The sequence below is a fragment of the Cypionkella psychrotolerans genome (genome assembly GCF_001294535.1).
Lineage (GTDB): Bacteria > Pseudomonadota > Alphaproteobacteria > Rhodobacterales > Rhodobacteraceae > Cypionkella > Cypionkella psychrotolerans.
Genome location: NZ_LGIC01000066.1, coordinates 62,155 through 83,949, shown reverse-complemented (window position 1 = coordinate 83,949; position 21,795 = coordinate 62,155). Strand labels below are relative to the sequence as shown.

22 protein-coding genes and 1 riboswitch are annotated in these 21,795 nt (G+C 62.3%); of the genes, 11 read left to right on the top strand and 11 right to left on the bottom strand.

The window, feature by feature from the left end:
- Nucleotides 1-25: 25 nt before the first annotated feature.
- Both AKV04_RS15230 and AKV04_RS15225 read right to left on the bottom strand, forming a co-directional pair.
- Nucleotides 26-1,063 carry a rod shape-determining protein gene (locus tag AKV04_RS15230; RefSeq protein ID WP_054007360.1) on the bottom strand — a complete coding sequence of 346 codons (1,038 nt, stop codon included), beginning with the start codon at nt 1,061-1,063 and terminating at the stop codon, nt 26-28.
- A gap of 185 nt (nt 1,064-1,248) precedes the next feature.
- Entirely contained in the window at nt 1,249-2,883 is a 1,635-nt protein-coding gene (locus tag AKV04_RS15225; RefSeq protein WP_082351661.1) for a 2-isopropylmalate synthase, read from the bottom strand.
- A 672-nt stretch (nt 2,884-3,555) separates the two neighbouring features.
- Here AKV04_RS15225 and AKV04_RS15220 point away from each other — a divergent pair.
- On the top strand, nt 3,556-4,197 hold the full coding sequence (locus AKV04_RS15220) for an SDR family NAD(P)-dependent oxidoreductase (protein WP_054007358.1): 642 nt from the start codon (nt 3,556-3,558) through the stop codon (nt 4,195-4,197).
- A gap of 28 nt (nt 4,198-4,225) precedes the next feature.
- Here AKV04_RS15220 and AKV04_RS15215 read toward each other — a convergent pair whose 3' ends face one another.
- Entirely contained in the window at nt 4,226-5,743 is a 1,518-nt protein-coding gene (locus tag AKV04_RS15215) for an MORN repeat-containing protein (RefSeq protein WP_082351667.1), read from the bottom strand.
- Nucleotides 5,744-5,869: 126 nt separating this feature from the next.
- On the opposite strand from AKV04_RS15215, the gene AKV04_RS15210 reads away from it, so the two are divergent.
- Together AKV04_RS15210 and AKV04_RS15205 are read left to right on the top strand one after the other, a co-directional pair.
- Complete coding sequence (locus tag AKV04_RS15210) at nt 5,870-7,528, top strand: NAD+ synthase (RefSeq protein ID WP_054007276.1); 1,659 nt, start codon at nt 5,870-5,872, stop codon at nt 7,526-7,528.
- Entirely contained in the window at nt 7,528-7,839 is a 312-nt protein-coding gene (locus AKV04_RS15205) for a YnfA family protein (protein WP_054007275.1), read from the top strand. Before AKV04_RS15210 ends, AKV04_RS15205 begins: the two co-directional genes overlap by 1 nt.
- On the opposite strand, the gene AKV04_RS15200 is transcribed toward AKV04_RS15205, so the two are convergent.
- From AKV04_RS15200 to AKV04_RS15190, 3 genes are all read right to left on the bottom strand, one after another.
- The gene (locus AKV04_RS15200; RefSeq protein WP_054007274.1) at nt 7,836-8,789 is read right to left on the bottom strand and encodes a 1-phosphofructokinase family hexose kinase; all 954 of its coding nucleotides are present in this window, start codon (nt 8,787-8,789) and stop codon (nt 7,836-7,838) included. The genes AKV04_RS15205 and AKV04_RS15200 overlap by 4 nt on opposite strands.
- 12 nt (nt 8,790-8,801) lie before the next feature.
- On the bottom strand, nt 8,802-9,377 hold the full coding sequence (locus AKV04_RS15195) for a hypothetical protein (protein ID WP_054007273.1): 576 nt from the start codon (nt 9,375-9,377) through the stop codon (nt 8,802-8,804).
- Between the two features lie 119 nt (nt 9,378-9,496).
- Nucleotides 9,497-9,907, bottom strand: a complete 411-nt coding sequence (locus AKV04_RS15190; protein WP_054007272.1) for a metallopeptidase family protein — start codon at nt 9,905-9,907, stop codon at nt 9,497-9,499.
- 95 nt (nt 9,908-10,002) lie between these two features.
- Here AKV04_RS15190 and gltX point away from each other — a divergent pair, with 95 nt between their 5' ends.
- The gene (gltX, locus tag AKV04_RS15185) at nt 10,003-11,337 is read left to right on the top strand and encodes a glutamate--tRNA ligase (RefSeq protein WP_054007271.1); all 1,335 of its coding nucleotides are present in this window, start codon (nt 10,003-10,005) and stop codon (nt 11,335-11,337) included.
- A gap of 71 nt (nt 11,338-11,408) precedes the next feature.
- On the opposite strand, the gene cobS is transcribed toward gltX, so the two are convergent.
- The 3 genes from cobS to cobU are packed head-to-tail and all read right to left on the bottom strand — an operon-like array spanning nt 11,409 to nt 13,683.
- Entirely contained in the window at nt 11,409-12,164 is a 756-nt protein-coding gene (cobS, locus tag AKV04_RS15180) for an adenosylcobinamide-GDP ribazoletransferase (protein ID WP_054007270.1), read from the bottom strand.
- Complete coding sequence (cobT, locus tag AKV04_RS15175; protein ID WP_054007269.1) at nt 12,161-13,168, bottom strand: nicotinate-nucleotide--dimethylbenzimidazole phosphoribosyltransferase; 1,008 nt, start codon at nt 13,166-13,168, stop codon at nt 12,161-12,163. The genes cobS and cobT overlap by 4 nt, the downstream gene beginning before the upstream one ends.
- Nucleotides 13,165-13,683 carry a bifunctional adenosylcobinamide kinase/adenosylcobinamide-phosphate guanylyltransferase gene (cobU, locus tag AKV04_RS15170; RefSeq protein ID WP_054007357.1) on the bottom strand — a complete coding sequence of 173 codons (519 nt, stop codon included), beginning with the start codon at nt 13,681-13,683 and terminating at the stop codon, nt 13,165-13,167. Before cobU ends, cobT begins: the two co-directional genes overlap by 4 nt.
- A 67-nt stretch (nt 13,684-13,750) precedes the next feature.
- Here cobU and AKV04_RS15165 point away from each other — a divergent pair, with 67 nt between their 5' ends.
- From AKV04_RS15165 to bluB, 5 genes are read left to right on the top strand one after another with little or no spacing between them, the layout of a single operon-like run.
- On the top strand, nt 13,751-14,353 hold the full coding sequence (locus AKV04_RS15165; protein ID WP_235815653.1) for a histidine phosphatase family protein: 603 nt from the start codon (nt 13,751-13,753) through the stop codon (nt 14,351-14,353).
- Nucleotides 14,350-15,171, top strand: a complete 822-nt coding sequence (locus AKV04_RS15160) for a hypothetical protein (RefSeq protein ID WP_054007267.1) — start codon at nt 14,350-14,352, stop codon at nt 15,169-15,171. Before AKV04_RS15165 ends, AKV04_RS15160 begins: the two co-directional genes overlap by 4 nt.
- Nucleotides 15,168-16,109, top strand: coding sequence for an adenosylcobinamide-phosphate synthase CbiB (cbiB, locus tag AKV04_RS15155; protein WP_054007266.1), 942 nt, complete (start codon nt 15,168-15,170; stop codon nt 16,107-16,109). The genes AKV04_RS15160 and cbiB overlap by 4 nt, the downstream gene beginning before the upstream one ends.
- Before the next feature lie 8 nt (nt 16,110-16,117).
- The gene (cobD, locus tag AKV04_RS15150; RefSeq protein ID WP_054007265.1) at nt 16,118-17,077 is read left to right on the top strand and encodes a threonine-phosphate decarboxylase CobD; all 960 of its coding nucleotides are present in this window, start codon (nt 16,118-16,120) and stop codon (nt 17,075-17,077) included.
- Entirely contained in the window at nt 17,077-17,700 is a 624-nt protein-coding gene (bluB, locus tag AKV04_RS15145) for a 5,6-dimethylbenzimidazole synthase (protein WP_054007356.1), read from the top strand. Before cobD ends, bluB begins: the two co-directional genes overlap by 1 nt.
- On the opposite strand, the gene AKV04_RS15140 is transcribed toward bluB, so the two are convergent.
- The gene (locus AKV04_RS15140) at nt 17,697-19,142 is read right to left on the bottom strand and encodes a cobyric acid synthase (protein WP_054007264.1); all 1,446 of its coding nucleotides are present in this window, start codon (nt 19,140-19,142) and stop codon (nt 17,697-17,699) included. The genes bluB and AKV04_RS15140 overlap by 4 nt on opposite strands.
- A 275-nt stretch (nt 19,143-19,417) precedes the next feature.
- Entirely contained in the window at nt 19,418-20,077 is a 660-nt protein-coding gene (cobO, locus tag AKV04_RS15135; protein ID WP_054007263.1) for a cob(I)yrinic acid a,c-diamide adenosyltransferase, read from the bottom strand.
- Nucleotides 20,078-20,116: 39 nt separating this feature from the next.
- A riboswitch (cobalamin riboswitch) is annotated at nt 20,117-20,317 on the top strand.
- Between the two features lie 84 nt (nt 20,318-20,401).
- Between cobO and AKV04_RS15130 the strand changes: the two genes are divergently transcribed.
- The gene (locus AKV04_RS15130; protein ID WP_054007262.1) at nt 20,402-20,767 is read left to right on the top strand and encodes a DUF1636 family protein; all 366 of its coding nucleotides are present in this window, start codon (nt 20,402-20,404) and stop codon (nt 20,765-20,767) included.
- Entirely contained in the window at nt 20,760-21,794 is a 1,035-nt protein-coding gene (gene cobW / locus AKV04_RS15125; RefSeq protein WP_054007261.1) for a cobalamin biosynthesis protein CobW, read from the top strand. Before AKV04_RS15130 ends, cobW begins: the two co-directional genes overlap by 8 nt.
- Nucleotide 21,795: the final 1 nt, after the last annotated feature.

Sequence of the window (21,795 nt, the reverse complement as noted above, 5' to 3'; positions counted from 1 at the left end):
CTTGAAAGACCGGAGGACCACCGGTTTAGCTATCGTAGTCGATAACGTGGCGCAGTTGCTTCTCATATTCCAGCGCTTTGCCGGTGCCCAAAGCCACGCAGTTCAGCGGCTCATTGGCGACCGAGATCGAAAGCCCGGTTTGTTCACGCAAGCTTAGGTCCAGATCACCCAACAGCGCACCGCCGCCCGTCAGCATGACGCCACGGTCGACGATGTCAGCTGCCAAATCCGGTGGAGTTGTCTCCAAAGCCTGCATCACCGCATCGCAAATCTGCTGCACGGGTTCCGACAGAGCCTCGGCCACTTGCGCCTGATTGATCTCGGTTTCCTTCGGCACACCGTTCAACAGGTCGCGCCCGCGAATGGTCATGCTGGCCCCACGCCCATCATCCGGCATCCGCGCGGTGCCGATGCTGGTCTTGATACGCTCAGCGGTGGATTCACCGATCAGAAGGTTCTGATGACGGCGCAGGTAAGAGATAATCGCCTCATCCATCCGGTCACCACCGACGCGCACCGAGCGCGCATAAACGATATCGCCCAACGACAACACCGCGACTTCCGTGGTGCCGCCGCCGATATCCACCACCATATTGCCAGTCGGATCGGTGATCGGCATCCCCGCCCCAATTGCCGCTGCAATCGGCTCTGCAATCAACCCGGCGCGCCGCGCGCCCGCCGACAGAACCGATTGGCGGATCGCGCGTTTTTCCACTGGGGTCGCGCCATGCGGCACGCAGACGATGATCTTTGGTTTCGAGAAGGTCGTGCGCTTGTGCACCTTGCGGATGAAATGCTTGATCATTTCTTCCGCCGCCTCAAAATCGGCGATCACCCCGTCGCGCATCGGGCGGATCGCCTCGATCGACCCCGGCGTGCGGCCCAGCATCAGCTTGGCATCCTCACCCACCGCCAGCACCTGCTTTTTGCCGTCTTTGGTATGATAGGCAACCACCGAAGGCTCGTTTAACACGATGCCCTTGCCGCGGATATAGACCAGCGTATTGGCGGTGCCGAGGTCGATCGCCATGTCAGACGAAAAGATGCTGGAGAGGATAGACATGCTGAGGTGATCCTTGAGGCCCGCGAAAAACAAACGCCCGCGACTCAGCTTGTGACCGAGGCGGGCGCTTTCATATAAGACCATGCCAGAGGTAGGGAAAGGCCCGAGCTTTTTTAGTCGCGCCTTTCCGCCTTGGACAGCAAGCTTGCAGTTTTCCCACTTTAGGGCCGCAAGACTGGGCTGCTCTAGCCCTGATCTTTGTAGTTTACCGACTTTTTGTCACTATCAGGTGCCGATTTCTGCCGTCGCACCACCAGTTTATTCAGCGCGTTCACATAAGCTTTAACAGATGCGACCACCGTATCGGTGTCCGCCGAGGCTCCGGTGACGATGCGACCGTCTTCTTCCATCCGCACCGAAACCGTGGCTTGCGCGTCGGTGCCTTCGGTCACGGCCTGCACTTGATAGAGCTGCAAACGCGCCGAATGTGGGAACAGCATTTTCACCGCATTGAACGCCGCATCGACCGGACCGTCACCTGTGGCATCAATCGAATGATCCACCCCGTCGATGGTCAGCGTCAATTCCGCCTCACGCGGGCCTTCGGTGCCGCAGACCACGCGCAGGCGTTTGACTTGAATGGAATCGTGCGCGTCATTGGTGGCTTCATCGGCAACCAAGGCGAGCAGGTCTTCGTCGTAGACCTCTTTCTTGCTGTCGGCCAAAGCCTTGAACCGCACGAAGACATCGTTCAGCTGGTTGTCGGCCAGTTCATAGCCCAACTCTTTCAACTTGGAGCGCAGTGCCGCCCGCCCCGAATGTTTACCCATCGAGATGTTATGCGCGGTCAGGCCGATGTCGGCGGGGCGCATGATCTCAAAGGTTTCAATGTTCTTCAGCACACCATCTTGGTGGATGCCGGACTCATGCAGGAAGGCGTTCTTGCCGACGATGGCCTTGTTGAACTGCACCGCAAAGCCCGACACGCTGGAAACCCGGCGCGACAGGTTCATGATCTTGGTGGTATCGATACCGGTGCGGTACGGCATGATATCGTTGCGCACTTTCATCGCCATCACGACTTCTTCCAGGGCCGTGTTCCCCGCGCGTTCGCCCAAACCGTTGATCGTGCATTCGATCTGGCGCGCACCCGCCTCAACCGCAGCCAAAGAGTTCGCCGTCGCCATGCCCAGATCATTGTGGCAATGGGTGGCGAAAATTACGCTGTCCGCCCCCGGCACGCGTTCCAGCAACATGCGGATCAGATCGGCGGATTCGCGCGGGGCGGTGTAGCCGACGGTATCGGGGATGTTGATCGTGCTGGCCCCGGCTTTGATGGCGATTTCGACCACGCGGCACAGGTAGTCATGCTCGGTCCGGGTCGCATCCATTGCCGACCATTGCACGTTGTCGCACAGGTTGCGGGCGTGGGTGACGGTGTCGTGGATGCGGGTGGCCATCTCATCCATGGTCAGGTTCGGGATGGCGCGGTGCAGGGGGGAGGTGCCGATGAAGGTGTGGATGCGCGGCGAGGGCGCGTGTTTCACCGCCTCCCAGCAGCGGTCAATGTCTTTGTAATTGGCCCGCGCGAGGCCACAGATGGTGGAGTTTTTCGAGCGTTTGGAGATTTCGGTGACGGCGGCAAAATCACCTTCGGAGGCGATGGGAAAGCCAGCCTCGATCACATCGACGCCCATTTCATCCAAGAGGCTAGCGATCTCCAGCTTTTCATCATGGGTCATGGTGGCGCCGGGGGATTGCTCGCCGTCGCGCAGGGTGGTGTCGAAGATGATCACTTTGGGCTGAGATTGCGCCTGCTCGGCGCGGGAGGGTTGCGATTTAGCGGCTTCGGCGCGGGATTGCGCGGGCGTGTCGGTCATGGGTTTATTCCTTGAAGGGTGTTGCTGCTGTTCGGGCGCTGATCACTTCCGAGCGGTCGCACCCAAGGGCACGCTCAGAAGCGGGTAAGAAGCAGCAGACCACAGGAAAGGATCGCGCTGGGCGCGGTGGGGGTCGAGGTGATGAGGGTTTCCCGTGTCATGGCGGCAACTATACGGCGGATTTGTTGGAAGGGAAGGGGGGGTGTGAGGAAAAAGTGGTGCCGCCTCGGGGCCTATCGAGGGCCCGCTCGGTGGCGCTGCCGGGGGAGGGTTTTGCGGCGGTGCGCGGCTGAGAGGGGGGGAGCCTCCGGCGGGAGTATTTTGAAAAGAGCAACTCTGCGAGACGGGATTGAGGGGCGGAGGAGGTGTCGGGGTTTGTCCGCGCGTGGACAGGGTTATAGATGTAATAATTACAATGGGTTAACCGGGGTAAGTTCATAGAATCTTAACCTATGCGCTCGGGTGGACTTGGCGGCAAAGGTGGCTGAGTGGTTTGTAGGCGGCGGCGGGCTGGGGCAACCAAAGGCGTGTCGTTGCGCCCGGTTCTGCGGCATCTGCCATCGTGTGGATCGGGATAATATTCGATGCGCAATGGCGAAGTGGCCGCCACGGGCTATCTTTGCGCCGTTGGTGCGCAGCAGAGATCGTGCAGCACAGGGTTGGAGGATCGCGATGCGGGCATTGGTGATTGGGGCGTCGGGCGGAATCGGGGCGGCTTTGGCGGTGGCTTTGGCTGCGCAAGGCGAGGTGGTGGCTTTGTCACGCTCTGCCGATGGGTTGGACGTAACGGATGAAACCTCGGTTGCGCGGGTGTTGGCTGGGGTGTTGGGGAGGTTTGACTGGGTGTTGATCGCCTCGGGGGCCTTGGGGGTGCCGGAGAAATCGCTGAAAACTGTGTCGGCGCAGGCGATGCTGGAGCAGTTCGCGGTGAATGCGGTGGGGCCAGCGCTGCTGATCAAGCATGTGCTTCGCCTGTTACCGAAGGACCGGGTGGCGCGGGTGGGGGTGTTGTCGGCCCGCGTGGGGTCGATTGGCGACAATGCTTTGGGGGGGTGGTATTCTTACCGGGCGGCGAAGGCGGCGCTGAACCAACTGGTGCATACGGCGGCGATTGAACTGGCGCGCAGTCATCCTTTGGCGGTGCTGGCGTGTTTGCATCCGGGTACTGTGGCCACACCGTTTACGGCGGGGTATCCGGGGCAGAAGGACGCCGCTGATCTATCCGCCGCGCGGTTGATTGCGGTGCTGGGTGGGCTGATCCCAGCCCAGTCGGGTGGGTTTTATGATTATGCGGGCAAGGCAGTGCCGTGGTGACGGCGGGCGCTTGCCCGATGCCTGCCGCTTAGGGATTGGCCGGGGCGGCCGTTTCGCCTGCGGGCGGGGACGCGTCTGCAGGGGCGGCGGGTGGTTCGGGAGCCGCTGGGGCCGCAGGCGCTTCGGGTGGCTGTGGCTGCGCCGGGGCATTGGGCAGCGGGCCGACCAGCACCCCGGCCTTCCACATGCCTTCCGAGATTTCACCGCCCTTATAGGTCAGTTTGCCCGCGCCCTCGCGCTTGCCTGCAACGAAGCCACCCTCGTAGCGATCCCCCGTTGGATAAATCGCGATGCCATTGCCCTGCATTGCGCCTGCCAGCCAATCGCCGCTGTAGCTGAAGCCGTCGGGTTGTGTCAAAGCGCCCTTGCCATCGCGCAGGCCCGCTTTGAAATTGCCCTTGTAGATCGTGCCATCCGCCCAAGTCGCGGTGCCGACGCCTTCACGCAGGCCAGCTTTCCACGCGCCTTCATAGCGGAAGCCATCGGGGTAGCTCATGCTGCCGATGCCTTCAGGCTTTTCGCCGACCAGCGCCCCGATGTAGGTCGCGCCATTGGCATAAACGGCGGTGCCTTGGCCGGTGATCGCCCCTTTCGCCCATTGGCCCGCGTAGCTGGAGCCATCGGCATAGCTGATCTTGCCCGCGCCCTCTGGCTGATCGGCTTTGAAGCCGCCCTCATAGGTGGAACGGTCGGCATAGATCATGCGGCCTTGACCCTGCATCTGGCCCGCCACCCAATCGCCCTGATAGCTGCTGCCATCCTTGGCGGTGAATGTGCCCTTGCCGTCGCGCTTGTCAGCCTTGAAGCTGCCCTTGTAGATATCGCCATTGGCATAGGTCTCAGTCCCCTTGCCGACCCGCAGGCCCTCGACGAAATCGCCCTCGTAGACATCGCCATTCGGTTGGATCAGCTTGCCCAGACCGTTGATCTGACCATCTTTCCACGCACCGACATAGGTTAATTTGTTCGGCATGGTCAGCGTGCCGGTGCCTTCGCGCGCGCCTTTGACCAAGGTGCCTGTGTAGGTGGTGCCATCAGGATAGCGGATCACGCCCTCGCCCTGCTTTTCGCCCATCTGCCAGTTGCCCGCATAGCTGTAGCCATTGGCATCGGTCAGCTTGCCTTGACCGTCATGTTTGCCCTCGGTGAGCGCGCCGACATAGACCGAGCCATTGGCATAAGATGCGCGGCCTTGCCCGGTCATTTTGCCACCGCGCCAGTCGCCGTCATAGGTGCCGCCATCGGCGAAGGTGATCTTGCCTTTGCCCTCTGGCTTGCCGGCAGCGAAGTGACCCTCGTAGACTGAGCCGTTTGGGTAATGCGCCACGCCCATGCCGCGGATTTCGCCACCGACCCATTCGCCTGAGTATTCATAGCCGTTCGGCAAGCGGTAGGTGCCGGTGCCATCTTGCAACCCATTGACGAAGGTGCCCTCGTAGACCGAGCCATCGTCATATTGCTTGCTGATGATCTCGCCTGCGTCCTGTGCCAGTGCCACCCCAGCCAGAGCCACCACCATCGCCGCCGCCAAGCCTGTGTTGCGCATCACCATTATCCCTGTTGTCGCGGCGCACCCTAGCCGAGCCCGCGCCCTGCTGACAAGTCGCCCGCTTGGCCTTCCCCTCGGCTCTGAACCTGATAGAACCGGGAAAACCCTAGCCCGGAGCATGATATGGCCGCGACGTTCCGCCTGACCCTCGCCCAGTTGAACCCCAGTTTGGGCGCGATCGAGGCCAATGCGGCACTAGCCTATGACGCGTGGGTGCAGGGACGCGCGGCGGGGGCGCAGATGGTGGCGCTGACCGAGATGTTCATCACCGGCTATCAGACACAAGATCTGGTGATGAAACCGGCGTTTCATTTGGCTGCGATACAAGCGGTGGAGGCTTTGGCCGAGCGGATTGTCGCTGGCCCGGCGCTGGGGATTGGCGGGCCATGCGTGAAGGATGGTCTACTTTACAACGCCTATTACGTCCTTGAGGGCGGCAAGATTGCGGCCACGGTGTTGAAGCATGAGTTGCCGAACAGCGATGTATTTGATGAAAAGCGGGTGTTCGCTTCGGCCCCGCCGCAGGGGCCGTATCGGGTGGGGCCGCTGCGTATCGGCTCGCCGATTTGTGAAGATGCGTGGCATTCGGATGTGTGTGAGACTTTGGCCGAGACGGGGGCACAGATCTTGCTGGTGCCGAATGGCTCACCTTATCATCGCGGCAAACCTTCTGTGCGGACCAATCTGATGGTGGCGCGAGTGATCGAGACCGGGTTACCGCTGGTCTATCTGAACATGATCGGCGGGCAGGATGATCAGGTGTTTGACGGGGCCTCGTTTGTGCTGAACCCCGGCGGGGCATTGGTGGCGCAACTGCCGCAGTTCGATGCTTGCGTGACGCATGTGGATTTTGTCGAAACCGATGATGGCTGGCGGGCTTTGCCGGGGATCATGGAGAAGATGCCGATCTCCTACGAGGCTGACTACCGGGCCATGGTGATGTCTCTAAAGGATTATCTTGGCAAGACCGGGTTTAAGAAGGTTTTGCTGGGTTTGTCGGGCGGGATTGATAGCGCCATTGTGGCAGCCGTTGCCGCCGATGCGATTGGGCCGGAAAACGTGCGCTGTGTGATGCTGCCGTCGCGCTATACCTCGGCGCATTCGCTGGACGACGCGGCGCAGGTGGCGCGGGCTTTGGGCTGTCAGTTGGACACGGTGTCGATCTCTGGCGCGCAGGAGTCTGTTTCGCGCGCGCTGGAACATCTGTTCGAGGGCACCGCTGAAGACGTGACCGAAGAAAACGTGCAGTCCCGCCTGCGCGGATTGTTGCTGATGGCGATGTCGAACAAGTTTGGTGAGATGCTGCTGACCACGGGCAATAAATCCGAGATGGCGGTGGGCTATTGCACGATTTATGGCGATATGAACGGTGGCTATAACCCGCTGAAAGACCTGTATAAAACTCGGGTTTTTGACACCTGCCGCTGGCGCAATGACAACCATCGTCCTTGGATGCTGGCTCCCGCAGGCGTGGTGATCCCGCCGCGCGTCATTGATAAGCCGCCGAGTGCCGAGTTGCGCCCCGATCAGAAGGATGAGGACAGCCTGCCGCCCTATCCGGTGCTGGATGCGATTTTGGATGGGCTGGTGGAGCAAGAGCTTTCGGTCGCTGATCTGGTTGCCAAGGGGTTTGATCGCGCCACGGTGAAGAAGGTCGAACATTTGCTGTATATCAGCGAATACAAACGCTACCAATCCGCCCCCGGCACAAGGCTGACCCGCCGCGCCTTTGCAGGCGACCGCCGCTATCCGATTGCGAACCGCTGGCGCGACAACGCCTGATGCCGCTCTATATCCTCGCTGCCTTCCTCGAAATCGCGGGCTGCTTTGCGGTCTGGAGCTGGTGGCGGGGGGCATCGGTATTGTGGCTGGTTCCCGGTGCTATTGCTTTGGCGGGCTTTGCATATGTGCTGGCTTTGACGCCGCCGAGCCACGCCGGGCGCAGTTATGCGGCCTATGGCGGGGTTTATATCGCGGCGTCGCTTTTGTGGCTTTGGTTGGTTGAGGGCAGCAAGCCCGACTGGGCCGATTTTGGCGGTGCGGCCTTGGCTTTGGCCGGAGCGGCGCTGATTTTATGGGCCCCGCGGGGCTAAACCGCGCTGATTTCACACTGCGGCAACAGGCGTTCAACATCGGGCAAGTGGCAGAGCTGCGTGGCATCCGTCGTCACCGCCGCACTGGCTGCGGCCGCGCCATAGGCCAATGCCTGAGCTGAATCCATCCCGCGCGCAAGGCTGAGCACGAAGCCCGCCACAAAGCTGTCGCCCGCGCCGACCGTGCTGACCACCTGCACTTTCGCGGCTTTCGCAAACACGCGCCGCCCGGCTTCGGCCATCACCGAGCCATCCGCGCCGCGTGCCACGATCACCCGCTGTGCGACGCCGCGCTTGACCAGATCAGAGGCAAAATCAGCACTTTGCACGCGCGTTTCCAGCGTGTGCCCCGCGATGCTTTCGGCTTCCTCGCCATCCATCCGCAGCACAAACAATCCGGGGATCGGATGGCTGACCGCTTGGCGCAGCGGCGCGCCCGAGGTATCCAGCACCACGTTCAAACCGGGCATCGAGCTGGCCAATCGTTCAGGAAAATCCACTGGAACCCCCGGCGGCTGGCTGCCCGAAATCACCCCAATCGCACCGGGTCGGGCCGAGGCCCGCAACAGCATGAACACGCGGTCCTGATCGATCTCTGACCAGATCGGCCCCGGCAGCATGAAGCGGTACTGCCGCCCGGTTTTGGCCTCAGTCACGGTCAGGCTTTGCCGGGTTTCACCGGGGGCGGTCAGCGCCAGAAACGGCACGGATTCTTGCCGGATCAGCCCGGCCAGACGATCGCCGGTCAGCCCGCCCAACGCCACCAGTGCCAGACTTTCGCCGCCCAAAGCCGCAATCGCGCGGCTGACGTTCAGGCCACCGCCGCCGGGATCGAGCAGCGGTTCCGAGCAGCGCAACTTCTGACCCGGCACCAATTCCGCCACTCCCGTCGCCATATCCAGCGCGGGGTTCAGGGTGAGGGTCAGGATAGGCGTTTGCTGGGAGACCATGGGACCGTGGCCTTATTCGACGATCTCAATGGTATTCTGAAAAGTGCCTACCTTTTCAGAATTCTTATCGCGCAAGGTGGTTTCCAGCACATAGCGACCGGGGGCGATACCCGACAATGTATAGGTCAGATTGGCCTGAAACTCACGGTTCTGGTAGCGCGAGGTCAGATCGAGATTAGCGACCGACGGCAGTTCCCCCAGCACTTCGCCCGCCTCGGTCATCACCTTCAAGTCGACAATAAAACCAATGGTGTAAAGCCCATCACCGCCCGAGCCATAGCCAAAACCAAACGGCTCAGCATAGATCAGAATCGGCTCGCCGCCTTTGAACTTTTCATCCGGGCGCGGGTTGTAGATGCCATATCCCGCAGCGGGTTGCGTCACCAGAACGGTCTGATGAATGCCGATGTCCTTGCTGCTGTCCCAGACCGTCGCAAGCAGGGCGTTCGCTGCATCTATAGCCCCACTGGCATTATCGGCGGCCATCAAAGCCTCAATTTCAGTGGCTTTATCAAGCACCGGCCCGGCACCGGCAGGCATTGCAAGCGCTGTGCCGAGAACAACGGCGGCGACGGTTTTGGCAAACATGGATCAACTCCCCAATTTCAGATTAAAATCATCACACTGCACGGGCAGGATAGAACTGACATGATAGAAAGATTTTCGCGCGCTGTCCAAGCGGCAAGCGTGCCGTGGTGTGTATTGTCTTATTCCCACCACGGATCAATCGCGCCGATTTCTTCGTCGCTCCAGCCGAAGTGATGCGCGAGTTCATGCACCAAGACATGGGCGACCAGTTTTTGCAGGGTGACATTGCCGCGTTCGACCCATTCATCCAAGATCGGGCAGCGGAACAGCCAGATCATATCGGGCTGAAGCGGTTGATCGGACACGGATTTCTCGGTCAGCGGGGTGCCATCGTACAGGCCCGTCAACTCGAACGGGCTTTCGCAGCCGAGTTCGGCGAGCATCTCATCGCTGGCAAAATCCTCGATCCGCAGCGCGACTTGCTGGGCAGCCTCGCGATAGGGCAGCGGCAATTCGGCGATGGCCGCGCGGGCGAGGGCCTCGATTTGATCGGCATCTGGGGCGGTCAGGCTGGCATGGGGCGTGGTCATGGCCGCAGCCTAGCCGCCGCGCGGAAAGCTGCAAGGCGATAACTGGACAAACGGCGGGCCATATGACAGGGAAGGGCGGTTGCAGGAGAGCCGACATGACCGATCGTCCCACGATTACCCGCTTTGCCCCATCGCCCACCGGCTATATCCATGTCGGCAATTTGCGCACGGCGCTGATGAACTATCTGATCACCCGCAAGGCTGGTGGCACGTTCATTCTGCGGTTGGATGACACCGATCAGGAACGCTCGAAACAAGAATACATTGACGGGCTGCTGTTCGATCTGGAATGGCTGGGTCTGCATTGGGACCGGGTGGAACAGCAATCTCTGCGGTTTGATCGCTACCGCGAGGCGGCGGACCAGTTGCGCGGCGCGGGTCGGTTCTATGAGTGCTTCGAGTCGCCGGTTGAGCTGGATTTGAAGCGCAAGAAACAACTGAACATGCACAAGCCGCCGGTCTATGACCGCGCGTCGCTGCGGATGACGGAAGATGAGAAGGCCAAAGCGCGCGATGAAGGCCGCGCGGGCTATTGGCGTTTCCTGCTGGATCAACAGCGGATTGAGTGGAATGACGGCATCCTCGGGCCGATCTCGATTGATGCGGCCTCGGTGTCTGACCCGGTGCTGATCCGGGCGGATGGGCAGATTTTGTATACCTTTGCCTCGTCGGTCGATGACATTGATATGGGCGTGACCTCGATCGTGCGCGGGGCGGATCATGTCACCAACACCGCGACGCAGATTCAGATCATGCAGGCGATGGGCGGCACGCCGCCGAATTTCTCGCACCACTCGCTGTTGACCGGGCCGAAGGGGGAGGAATTGTCCAAGCGTCTGGGCACGTTGAGCCTGCGCGACCTGCGGGCGCGGGGGGTGGAGCCGATGGCACTGCTGTCGCTGATGGCGCGGCTGGGGTCATCGAAGCCGGTGGAATTGGCGTCCTCGATGCAAGACCTGATCGACGGCTTTGATATCGGCAGCTTTGGTGCTGCCCCGACGAAGTTTGACGCCGAAGACCTGTTCCCGCTGACCCGCGCGCATGTGCAATCGCTGCCGTTGGCGAATGTGTCTGAGAAGATCGCGGCACTGGGCGTGCCCGCCGACAAGGCCGAGTTGTTCTGGAACGTCGCCAAGGCCAACATCATCGTGCTGGCTGATCTGGAGGGCTGGTGGGTGCTGTTCCGCGATGGAGCAACTCCGCTCGTTGATGACGAAGACCGCGAATTCGTGGCGCAAGCCTTTGATATGCTGCCCGAAGGGCCGTGGACTACCGCAACTTGGGGCGAGTGGACCAATGCGGTGAAAGAGGCGACGGGGCGCAAGGGCAAAACCCTGTTCCGCCCGCTGCGCCGGGCTGTCACGGGCTTGGATGCAGGTCCAGAGATGGCTGACGTGATGCCCTTGCTGCAAAAGCGACCAAAACTTTAATAAAATTTGGTCATCCTCTGCGTGAAAATATCCTGGGGATCCGGGGGCTAGCCCCCGGTCACTCCGCCAAATCAGCGCGCCAGAACCAACCAGCCTGCGATCTCGGCCAACTGCTGCATCGCCCCCAAAACATCCCCGCTTTGCCCGCCGATCTGGCGCAGGGCGATACGGGCGAAGATCAGTTGCGCTGCGGCCATTGCGGCCAAGACACAGAGCGCAGAGGGCCATGGCAGCAAAACCGCCAAGCCAAGGCCTGCCAGCGCCAGCCCGACCATCGCACGCGCAAAGCTGGTGGCAGCCGCTGATTTCCCCATGCCATCGCTGCGCGCGGCGGGCAGCCACAGCAGGGCAAACCCCAACCCGGCACGGCTGGATATCGCAAGCGCGATCACAGCGAAGGGCGCGAACGCAGGCTGATGCGCGGCCAAAATCGCCAAAGCCTGCCAGCGCAGGCCCAGTGACAGGATCAACGCCAGACCGCCATAGCTGCCGATGCGGCTGTCGCGCATGATTTCCAGCTTGCGGTCGCGGTCGCGGCCGCCGCCAAAGCCGTCGGCGCAGTCGGCAAGGCCGTCTTCATGCAACCCACCCGTCGCGATCACACTTGCGGCCAAAGCCAGCCCCGCCGCCAAGGCGGACGCTATGCCAAGCGCCAAAGCCCCGGCCAAAACCGCCGCCGCAATCCCCCCCACCAGCCCCCCCGCCAGCGGAAACGCCCAGACCGCAGCGCCGATGGCGGGGGCTTCGGCCATCTGCCCCGCAGGCAGGCGGGTCAGCAGCATCACGGCCAACTGCACCTCTGCCGCGCGGGCGCGCAAGCCTGTCATGCTTCAGAAACTCCGGCCTCGCCGAAGGTGGCCATGCCGTTATGGCAGGCGAGTGCGCTGCGCAGGATGCCCAAAGCCAAAGCCGCGCCCGAGCCTTCGCCCAAGCGCATGTCGAACTCCAGAACCGCGCGTTTGTTAAGTGCGGCCAGCAGCTTGCGATGCCCCGGCTCGGCGCTTTGGTGGCCGACAAGGCAGTGATCCAGCAGGGCAGGATCGGCGGCATAAAGCGCCGAGGCCGCCGCCGTGCAGATAAAGCCATCTAGAATGACCGGGATGCGCGCGGCGCGGGCGGCCAGAACGGCACCGCAAATCGCGGCCTGCTCGCGCCCGCCCAAGGCCGCCAGAACGCCCATCGCGGACAGGCCGTTGTGGCGCGCAAGCCCTGTTTCAATCGCGGCGATCTTGCGCTTGATGCCGTCGCTGTCTGATCCGGTGCCAGTCCCGACCCATCCGGCGACCTCACCGCCAAACAGCGCTGAGGCCATGGCGGCGGCAACGGTTGAATTGCCGATGCCCATTTCGCCCAGGATCAGCACATCCGCCGTCACATCCACCGCATCGGCGCCGGTCTGCATCGCGGTCAAAGTCTCGGCCTCGGTCATCGCGGGGCCTTGGGTGAAATCGGCGGTGGGGCGGTCAAGTTCAAGTGCGATTACCGACAGCTCCGCCCCATTGGCGCGGCAGAGTTGGTTGATCGCGGCACCGCCTGCCTGAAAGTTGCCGACCATCTGTGCGGTCACCGCCTGCGGATAGGGGTTGACGCCTTGGGCGCAGATGCCGTGGTTTCCGGCGAAAACCAGGGCTTGGGCGCGGGCGATCTGCGGACGGGCGGTGCCACGCCAGCCGGCCATAAACACGGCCAATTCCTCCAATCGCCCCAAAGATCCCGGCGGTTTGGTCAGGCAGTTTTGCCGCGCAAGCGCGGCGTCGGCGGCTTTTGTATCGGCTTGCGGCAGGGTTGCGGCCAGATCGGCGACGGCGGCGAGAGAGGTCAGTTTCATCATTTCACCTTCATTGGCAGGCCCGAGACGGCGAGGATCACCTCATCCGCCTCGGCTGCGATCCATTGGTTCAGGGTGCCTGCTGCATCGCGGAACGCGCGGGCAAGGGCGTTTTCGGGCACGATGCCCATGCCGACTTCATTGGTGACAAACACCACCGGGCTGGACTGGGCGGGCAGGGCGGCCAGCAAAACCTGACCCGCCGCGCGCCAATCGTGGTTGCCCAGCATTAGGTTGGTCAGCCAGAGCGTCAGACAATCGACCAAGCGCGGGCCTTTGCCATTGGTCGCGGTGAGGGCTGCGAGCAAATCCAAAGGTTCGGCATGGGTGATCCACTCGGGTCCGCGCCGTGCCTGATGTTCGGCGATACGCGCGCGCATCTCGTCATCCCAAGCCTGCGCAGTGGCGATGTAATGCGCGGGGCGACGTTCGGCTTGGGCCATCTGCAAAACGCGAATCTCCGCGATCCGGCTTTTGCCAGAGCGCGCGCCGCCGGTGATCAGGATGGTTTTGTGCATATCGGCCCTTGCCCCTTGGCTGATGTCAAAGCAGAAACGGGGCCAGCGCGAAAGGAGAAATGCGACCGTGCCTGCTGATGCCCCGACACAGACCGCGACAGATTGCCAGACCGAGATCATGCTGATCCGCCACGCACCCGCGCTGACCGAAGGGCGGATGGCTGGGCGGCGTGATGTGGCGGCCGATTGCAGCGATGCCTTGGCCTTTGCGGCTTTGCGCGGCGCGATGGGGGCGGTGGATCATTGGCGGATCAGTCCGGCCTTGCGCTGTGCGCAGACAGCGGCGGCGCTATGGCCTGACCTTGCGCCGGAACAGGATGCGCGGTTGTGGGAGCAGGATTTTGGCGCTTGGGAAGGGGTTCCTTTTACCGATTTGCCGGATTTGGGGGGGCTGTCGGGGGCGGTACTGGCCGCGCATCGCCCACCTCAGGGCGAGAGTTTTCTGGATCTCTATGAGCGGGTGACGCCTGCCTTGCTTGAGGCCGGGTCGCTGGGCGGTCGCGTGGTGATCGTCGCCCATGCCGGAGTGATCCGCGCGGCTTTGGGGCTGGCTTTAGGAGTGCCTGAATTAGGGTTGGCGTTTCAAATCGCGCCACTGTCGCTGACCACGCTTGTGGCGCTTCCGGGCGGGGTGTTTTCGGTGGCGGGCGTCAATCGGATGCGGCGATGAGGCAGGATACCCTCCGCGTCGCGGGGCATTTTGGCGAGTTGTTGCAAGGGCGGATCGGGCGCGATGGCCCGGTGGCGCTGGTGACCTTGCCGTGCCCGGTGCTGGGGGTGACGGCAAGCCTTGCAGCTGGGCAGGGGTTTGCGATCACCGAGGCCAGCGCTGCGATCATCCCCGAAGAACGGGCTGTCAAACTGCTGAGTTTGTTAGGTCTTTCAATCTCTGGCAGGCTCGGTTTCGCGGCGGAGATGCCCCCCGGCGGTGGCGCAGGTGTCTCGACGGCTGCCTTGGTGGCACTTGCGGGTTTGGCGGGTTGGCAGGGGGAGCCGATGGCTCTGGCGCGGGCCTGTATTGCGGTGGAAGGGGCGTCGGACCCATTGATGCTGCCGCTGCCGTCGCAGACACTTTGGGCATCACGTCATGGGGAAATTCTTGCCACGCTGCCGATGCCGCCCGAAATGGAGGTCATCGGCGGGTTTTTCGGCCCGCCGCGCCGCACCGACCCCCGGGACATGGATTTTCCCGATATTGCGGATCTGATCCCGCAATGGCAGGACGGCTGCGCTGCCCGCGATCTACCACGCATCGCAGCTCTGGCCAGCCTGTCGGCAAGCCGCACCTTGGCACATCGCGGGGCGCAAAGTGATCCTATCGCGTCGCTTGCAGCCGACCTTGGGGCCTTGGGCTATGTCATCGCTCATACTGGGGCGGCGCGGGGGCTGATCTTCGCGCCCGGTGAGGTTCCGCAGCACGCCAGCGTCGCTTTGCAGGCTGCGGGCTTGCGCGGTATCCTCCAGTTTCGAGCCGGAGGGGGCAGATGAGTTTTGCCGCGATGATGCTTGTGGCGATGGTGTTGGACAGCGCAATCGGCTGGCCTGCACGGCTTTACGCGGTGATCGGCCATCCGGTGACGTGGATCGGCGGACTGATCCGCTGGCTGGACCTTTCGCTGAACCACGATGCTGCGCCTGATCTATCGCGCCGGATGGCGGGGGTGGTGGCAGCGTTGGTGGTGATTGGCGGCACTTGCGGTGCGGCGTGGGCGTTGCAATGCGCTTTGCCCGCGGGTTGGCTGGGTATTCTGATTGGCGGTGTTCTGGCATGGCCTCTGCTGGCTTTGCGCGCGATGTATGCCCATGTTGCGGCTGTGGTTTCGCCGTTGCAAAACAACGATCTTGTGCAGGCGCGCGTTGCGGTGTCGATGATCGTCGGGCGCAACGCTGCGGTGCTGGACGAGGCGGGCGTGGCGCGGGCGGCGATGGAAAGTCTGGCGGAAAACACCTCGGACGGCATCGTTGCGCCGCTGTTTTGGGGAGCCATATTCGGTTTGCCGGGGATTGCTGCCTATAAGGCGATCAATACGCTCGATTCGATGATCGGCCACCGCACGCCCCGGTTTGAGGCGTTTGGTTGGGCCTCGGCGCGGATCGACGATCTGGTCAATCTGATCCCAGCGCGGCTGACGGGGGCGGTATTTGCGTTGGTCTCCACCGCCCCGCGCCAAGCCGCGAAAGTGATGTGGCGTGATGCTGGCCTGCACCGCTCGCCCAACGCGGGCTGGCCTGAAGCCGCGATGGCTGCAGGTCTTGCTGTGCGGCTGTCGGGGCCGCGGGTTTATGCCGACCGTATCGCTGACGAGCCTTGGGTCAATGCGGGTGCCGCCGACCCAACCCCTGCCGATCTGCAACGAGGCCTTGCGCTTTATGTCCGGGCGATGTTTGTGCTGGGCGCAGCGCTGCTCGGTTTAGCGCTGGTCTGAGGGGGCAGATGCGCGATCACGGGGGAAATATTGACGGGGCCATCGCCTGCTTTGGCGGCACCGATTGGATTGATCTGTCCACCGGCATCAACCGCGTGGCCTATCCGATCCCGGTTTTGCAGCCTGAAGATTGGACGATGCTGCCCACGCAAACCGCCAAGCAAGCCCTGCTGGACGTGGCCGCCAAAACCTACCGCTGCACCGCCCCGATGCTGGCGGTGGCAGGCGCGCAAGCCGCGATTCAGATGATCCCGCGGCTGGCGAAACCGGGAAAGGCCCGCGTGCTGGGGCCGACCTATAACGAACATGCCGCCGCTTTGCGCGCCGCTGGCTGGAGGGTTGAACAGGTCAGTCAGTTCAGCCAGTTGGCGGGGGCTGACCTCGCGGTGGTGGTGAACCCCAACAACCCCGATGGCCGTTCCTACGCGCCCGCCGACCTGCTGGCTTTGGCGGGGCAGGTCGGGCGGTTGGTGGTGGATGAAAGCTTCGCCGATGCACAGCCAGAGCTGTCGTTGCTGCCGCAAGCCGGGCAGTCGGGTCTGCTGGTGCTGCGCTCTTTCGGCAAGTTCTACGGGCTCGCTGGGGTGCGGTTGGGCTTCGTGATTGGCTGCGCTGAGGATATTGCGGCGCTGCATGAAATGTCCGGGCCGTGGCCTGTGAACGGTGCGGCGCTGCGGATCGGGGCTACGGCCTTGGCAGACAAGGCTTGGGCCGAGGCGACGGTGCAGCGCTTGCGGTCTGAAGTTGTACAGGCCGATGCTTTGGCATTGGCGGCAGGCTGGCAACTGATCGGCGGTTGCGAATTGTTCCGCAGCTATGAGACGCCGGATGCAGAAACCGCACAAATCCGGCTGGCAAAACAGCAAATTTGGAGCCGTATCTTTCCCTATTCGAACCGATGGCTGCGGATCGGCCTTCCCGGCTCATCCGCCGAATGGGCGCGGCTGACTCGCGCGTTGGAGGCCTGATGCAGTTCACCGCAGACGAATCCGCCACCCTGTTGCGCATCCTGCAATGGCGTCGTGACGTGCGGCATTTCCGCCCCGATCCGGTGGATGAGGCGGTGCTGGAGCGGCTGCGCGCTACGATGGATTGTGCGCCCTCGGTCGGCAATGCGCGGCCGTGGCGGGTGATACGCGTCGATGATCTCGCCCTGCGCGCTGCCGTGCGCGCCAATTTCAGCCGCTGCAACGCTGAGGCCGCCAAGCTTTACACTGGCGAAAAGCATGCGGAATATCTGGCGCTAAAGCTGGCGGGGCTCGAGATGGCCCCGGTGCAACTGGCGGTGTTCAATGTGATGCACCCCGAGGCCGGGCATGGTCTTGGCCGCCAAACCCTGCCCGAAACCCTGCGCCAATCGACGGCGATGGCGATCCATACGTTGTGGCTGGCGGCACGGGCCGAGAATTTGGGCCTCGGCATGGTTTCAATTTTGGAACCGCATGACATCGAGGAGTTGCTGGGCGTGCCCGAAGATTGGGAGTTTGCCGCTTATCTTTGCCTCGGTCACCCCGAATTTATGGATGATACCCCGCTGCTGCACCGCACGGGCTGGCAAGAAAACACCCAGACCGAATGGCCGCGTCGCTAGCGCGCCAAGGCCAGCAAGGCATCGACATCGACATGGGTTTCTAGATGCGCAGCCAGCGCGTCCAGCACCGCATCCACCCCCGCCGCGTAGGTTAACCTTGAGGCCTGCGCACCGATCTGGCGGAGGAATCCTGCGCGAAACGCATCATTGGCGAACATGCCGTGCAGATAACTGCCCATCACGCGGCCATCCGCTGAAACTGCCCCCTCGGGCTGTCCATCCACATAGGCGAACGGGCGGGCGCGATCCGGGCCTTCTGTACGACCAATGTGAATCTCATAGCCCTGCATCGGCAGCCCTGTGGCCGCGTGAACGGCCTCGGTCCGCGTCAGCCGCTTGTCCGGCGTCATCACGGTTTCCACCGCCAAAGCTGCAAGACCGATGGTCTCGCCGGCCACACCCTCAATGCCCTCAGGATCGCGCACGATCTGGCCCAGCATCTGATAGCCGCCACAAATCCCCAAGACGCGACCGCCCCGCCGCAGATGCGCGGCCAAATCCACATCCCAACCCTGCGCGCGCAGATAAGCCAGATCGCCGCGTGTGGATTTAGAGCCCGGAATGATCACCAGATCCGTATCGCCGGCAATCGCTTCGCCTGCCCGCACCATCTGCAAATTGACGCCGGGTTCCTGTGCCAGCGGGTCGAGATCATCAAAGTTCGCAATTCGCGACAGTGCCAGTGCTGCGATCTTATAGCCACCCACCCCGCCGCCCTTAGGCAGGTCTAAAGCATCCTCGGCAGGCAGTTTCGCCGCATCCGTGAAGAACGGCACCACGCCAAAGCCGCGCCAGCCGGTGCGGCTTTCGATCAGGTTGTAGCCGTCGTCAAACAACCGTGGATCGCCGCGAAACTTGTTGATCAGGAAGCCTGCGATCATCGCATTGTCCGCAGGATCCAGCACCGCCTGCGTGCCGATAATCTGCGCGATCACCCCGCCGCGATCTATATCTCCGGTCAGGATTACTGGGCAATCCGCCGCCCGCGCAAAGCCCATATTGGCGATATCGCCGTGGCGCAGATTAACCTCCGCCGGGCTGCCCGCACCTTCCACGATCACCAGATCATATTGCGCCTTCAACCGGTTGAAGCTGTCCAACACCGGCATCATCAACGAAGGCTTCAGCGCCGCATAATCCCGCGCTTTCACTGTTGCGATGCGCTTGCCCTGCACCACAACTTGGCTTCCCGTCTCGGACTCGGGCTTCAGCAACACCGGGTTCATGTCGGTGTGCGGCTCCAGCCCGCAAGCCAGAGCCTGCAAGGCTTGTGCGCGGCCAATCTCACCGCCGTCCGCCGTCACTGCCGCGTTGTTCGACATATTCTGCGGCTTGAAGGGTGCGACCGAAAGCCCGCGCAACTTTGCCGCACGGCACAGGCCTGCGACCAGCAGCGACTTGCCGACGTTCGAACCCGCGCCTTGGATCATGAGGGCGGTCATTTTGGGACGTCCAGCCGCGCTTTTGCACAACCTACGGAAGCCTCCGGCGGGGATATTTTTGCCAAGATGAAAGCCAAAGGTGGGCGCAACACCTCGGGCCGATAGATCGGGGGAGGTGTTGCGCTTTCACCTTGGGCGACCATCGGGGTCCCCCCCTGTGCCGCATGACCTGTCTGACACACGATAGTTAACACTTCGTTGCTTTCATCTTGGCTCAAATATCCCGGGGGTTTGGGGGCTGACCCCCAATCTGTCAGTTCAGCAGGCGCAACACATCAAAACTCCACCCCCGGCTGCGCCTTGATGCCGGATCGGAACGGATGCTTGATCAACGTCATCTCTGTCACCAGATCGGCGGCCTCAATCAATTCGGGTTTCGCGTTGCGCCCGGTCATCACCACATGCGTCAAGGGCGGTTTTTCAGCGGCAAGAAATGCCAGCACCTCGACGATATCGAGGTAATCATAGCGCAAGGCGATGTTGATCTCATCCAGCAGCACAAGACGGTTGCTGGGATCGCGGATCAACTCTTTCGCCTTCTCCCATCCCTTAGCCGCCATCGCGATATCGCGAGCGCGGTCCTGAGTTTCCCAAGTGAAGCCTTCGCCCATGGCGTGGAACTCGCACAGATCGGCGAAATGCGTCTCGATGATCCGCCGCTCGCCGGTATCCCAGGCGCCCTTGATGAACTGCACCACCGCACAGGGCATCTCATGCGCGATGCAGCGTAGAATCATGCCGAAGCCGCTGGAGGATTTACCCTTGCCCGCCCCGGTATGCACGATCAGCAGGCCTTTATCCCCGGCCTTGCCCGCCATGATCTTATCCCGCGCGGCCTTCTTCTTGGCCATCTTGCGTGCGTGGCGGGCGTTTTCGTCGCCCGAAGTGTCGGTATCGGGGGTCGCTTCAATCACGGGCAGCTCTGGGTCGGCCATCAGGTGTTTTCCGTTGCTTGACAAGGGAGGCGGTTGTGCCACAGGTGGGCATGCGCTGGTTCCTGTTTATGACAGGCGAAGAGGGAATGCGAAAGGGGGCGACCCCGAAAGCTGCCGCCCCCGCGACCGTGACCGGAGAGGTTGCCCGAGGCCACTGGAGCAATCCGGGAAGGCGGGCCACCGTGGGGGGCAACCTCTGTATCCGCAAGCCGGGAGACCTGCCAGCGCGCGACTGAACGGGCGAACGGGGTGTTTCGCAACCAGCAGGCAAGGCCCCTTGGCCGTGCCTTTCTGGCCATCCCATCGCTCAATTTGGATAGGCCGATGACTGTAACGCTGCATGTCTGCACCACCTGTAAGGCCGGAGAGGTCGTAGAAGACGGTGAAGCGCTGCCGGGGGCACGGCTGCATGCGGCCTTGTTGGCGGGCGACATTCCCGAGGGTCTGCGCATCGTCGGCGTCCCCTGTCTGTCCGCCTGCAATTCTGGTGCAGCGGTGGCGCTTTCAGCCCCCGGACGCTGGTCCTATGTCTATGGCCGTCTGACCGAGGCCGATGCACCTAATATTCTTCTCGGTGCCGCCGCCTATCTCGCCGCCCCCGATGGTATCGTGCCGTGGCGTGCGCGCCCGGTGATTTTCCGCAAGCAAAGCCTTGCCCGTATTCCCCCTTTGGAGCTTCCCGATGTCTGATCTTGCAAAAATCCCCGTCACTGTGATCACCGGCTTTCTGGGGGCGGGCAAAACCACGCTGATCCGGCATCTGATGCAGAACCCGCAGGGCAAGCGCCTTGCGATTCTGGTCAATGAATTTGGCACCGTTGGCGTCGATGGCGACATTCTGAAATCCTGCGCCGATGCGAATTGCCCGGTGGAGAATATCGTCGAACTCGCCAATGGCTGCATCTGCTGCACCGTCGCCGATGATTTCATTCCGACGATTGAGGCGCTGATGGCGCTGCCCGTCCGCCCCGATCACATCATTATTGAAACCTCTGGTCTGGCGCTGCCGAAGCCGCTGTTGAAGGCGTTCGACTGGCCTGCGATCCGCTCGAAAATCACCGTTGATGGCGTGATCGCCTTGGCCGATGCCGAGGCGGTCGCCGCTGGCCGTTTCGCGCCTAATGTAGAAGCGGTGGATGCCCAACGAGCCGCTGATCCCTCCCTTGATCACGAAACCCCGCTGTCCGAGGTGTTTGAGGATCAAATCGCCTGCGCCGACATTATCCTGATGTCAAAGGCCGATCTGGCGGGGGAAGCTGGCCTTGCCGCTGCCCGCGCCGTAATCATGGCGGAATCTCCGCGCTCGATCCCGATCTTGTCGATGTCCGAAGGCATCATTGACCCCGCTTTGATCCTTGGCCTGAACGCAAAGGCCGAGGATGATCTCGCCGCGCGTCCCTCGCATCACGATGGTCATGATGATCACGAGCATGACGATTTCGACACCGTGGTGATTGATCTGCCCGAGATCAGTGATGTTGATGCGCTGGTGGCCGCGATCCATCGCCTTGCGGATGAACAGCACATCCTGCGCGTCAAAGGCTATGTCGCTGTCACCGGCAAACCGATGCGCCTGCTGGTTCAGGCGGTGGGCGCGCGGGTGCGACATCAGTTTGACCGCCCGTGGGGGTCAGCCCCCCGCCAAGGCCAGCTTGTGGTGATCGCCGAGCATAACCACGTTGATCTCGCCGCCATTCGCGCGGTTCTGGGGGCCTGAA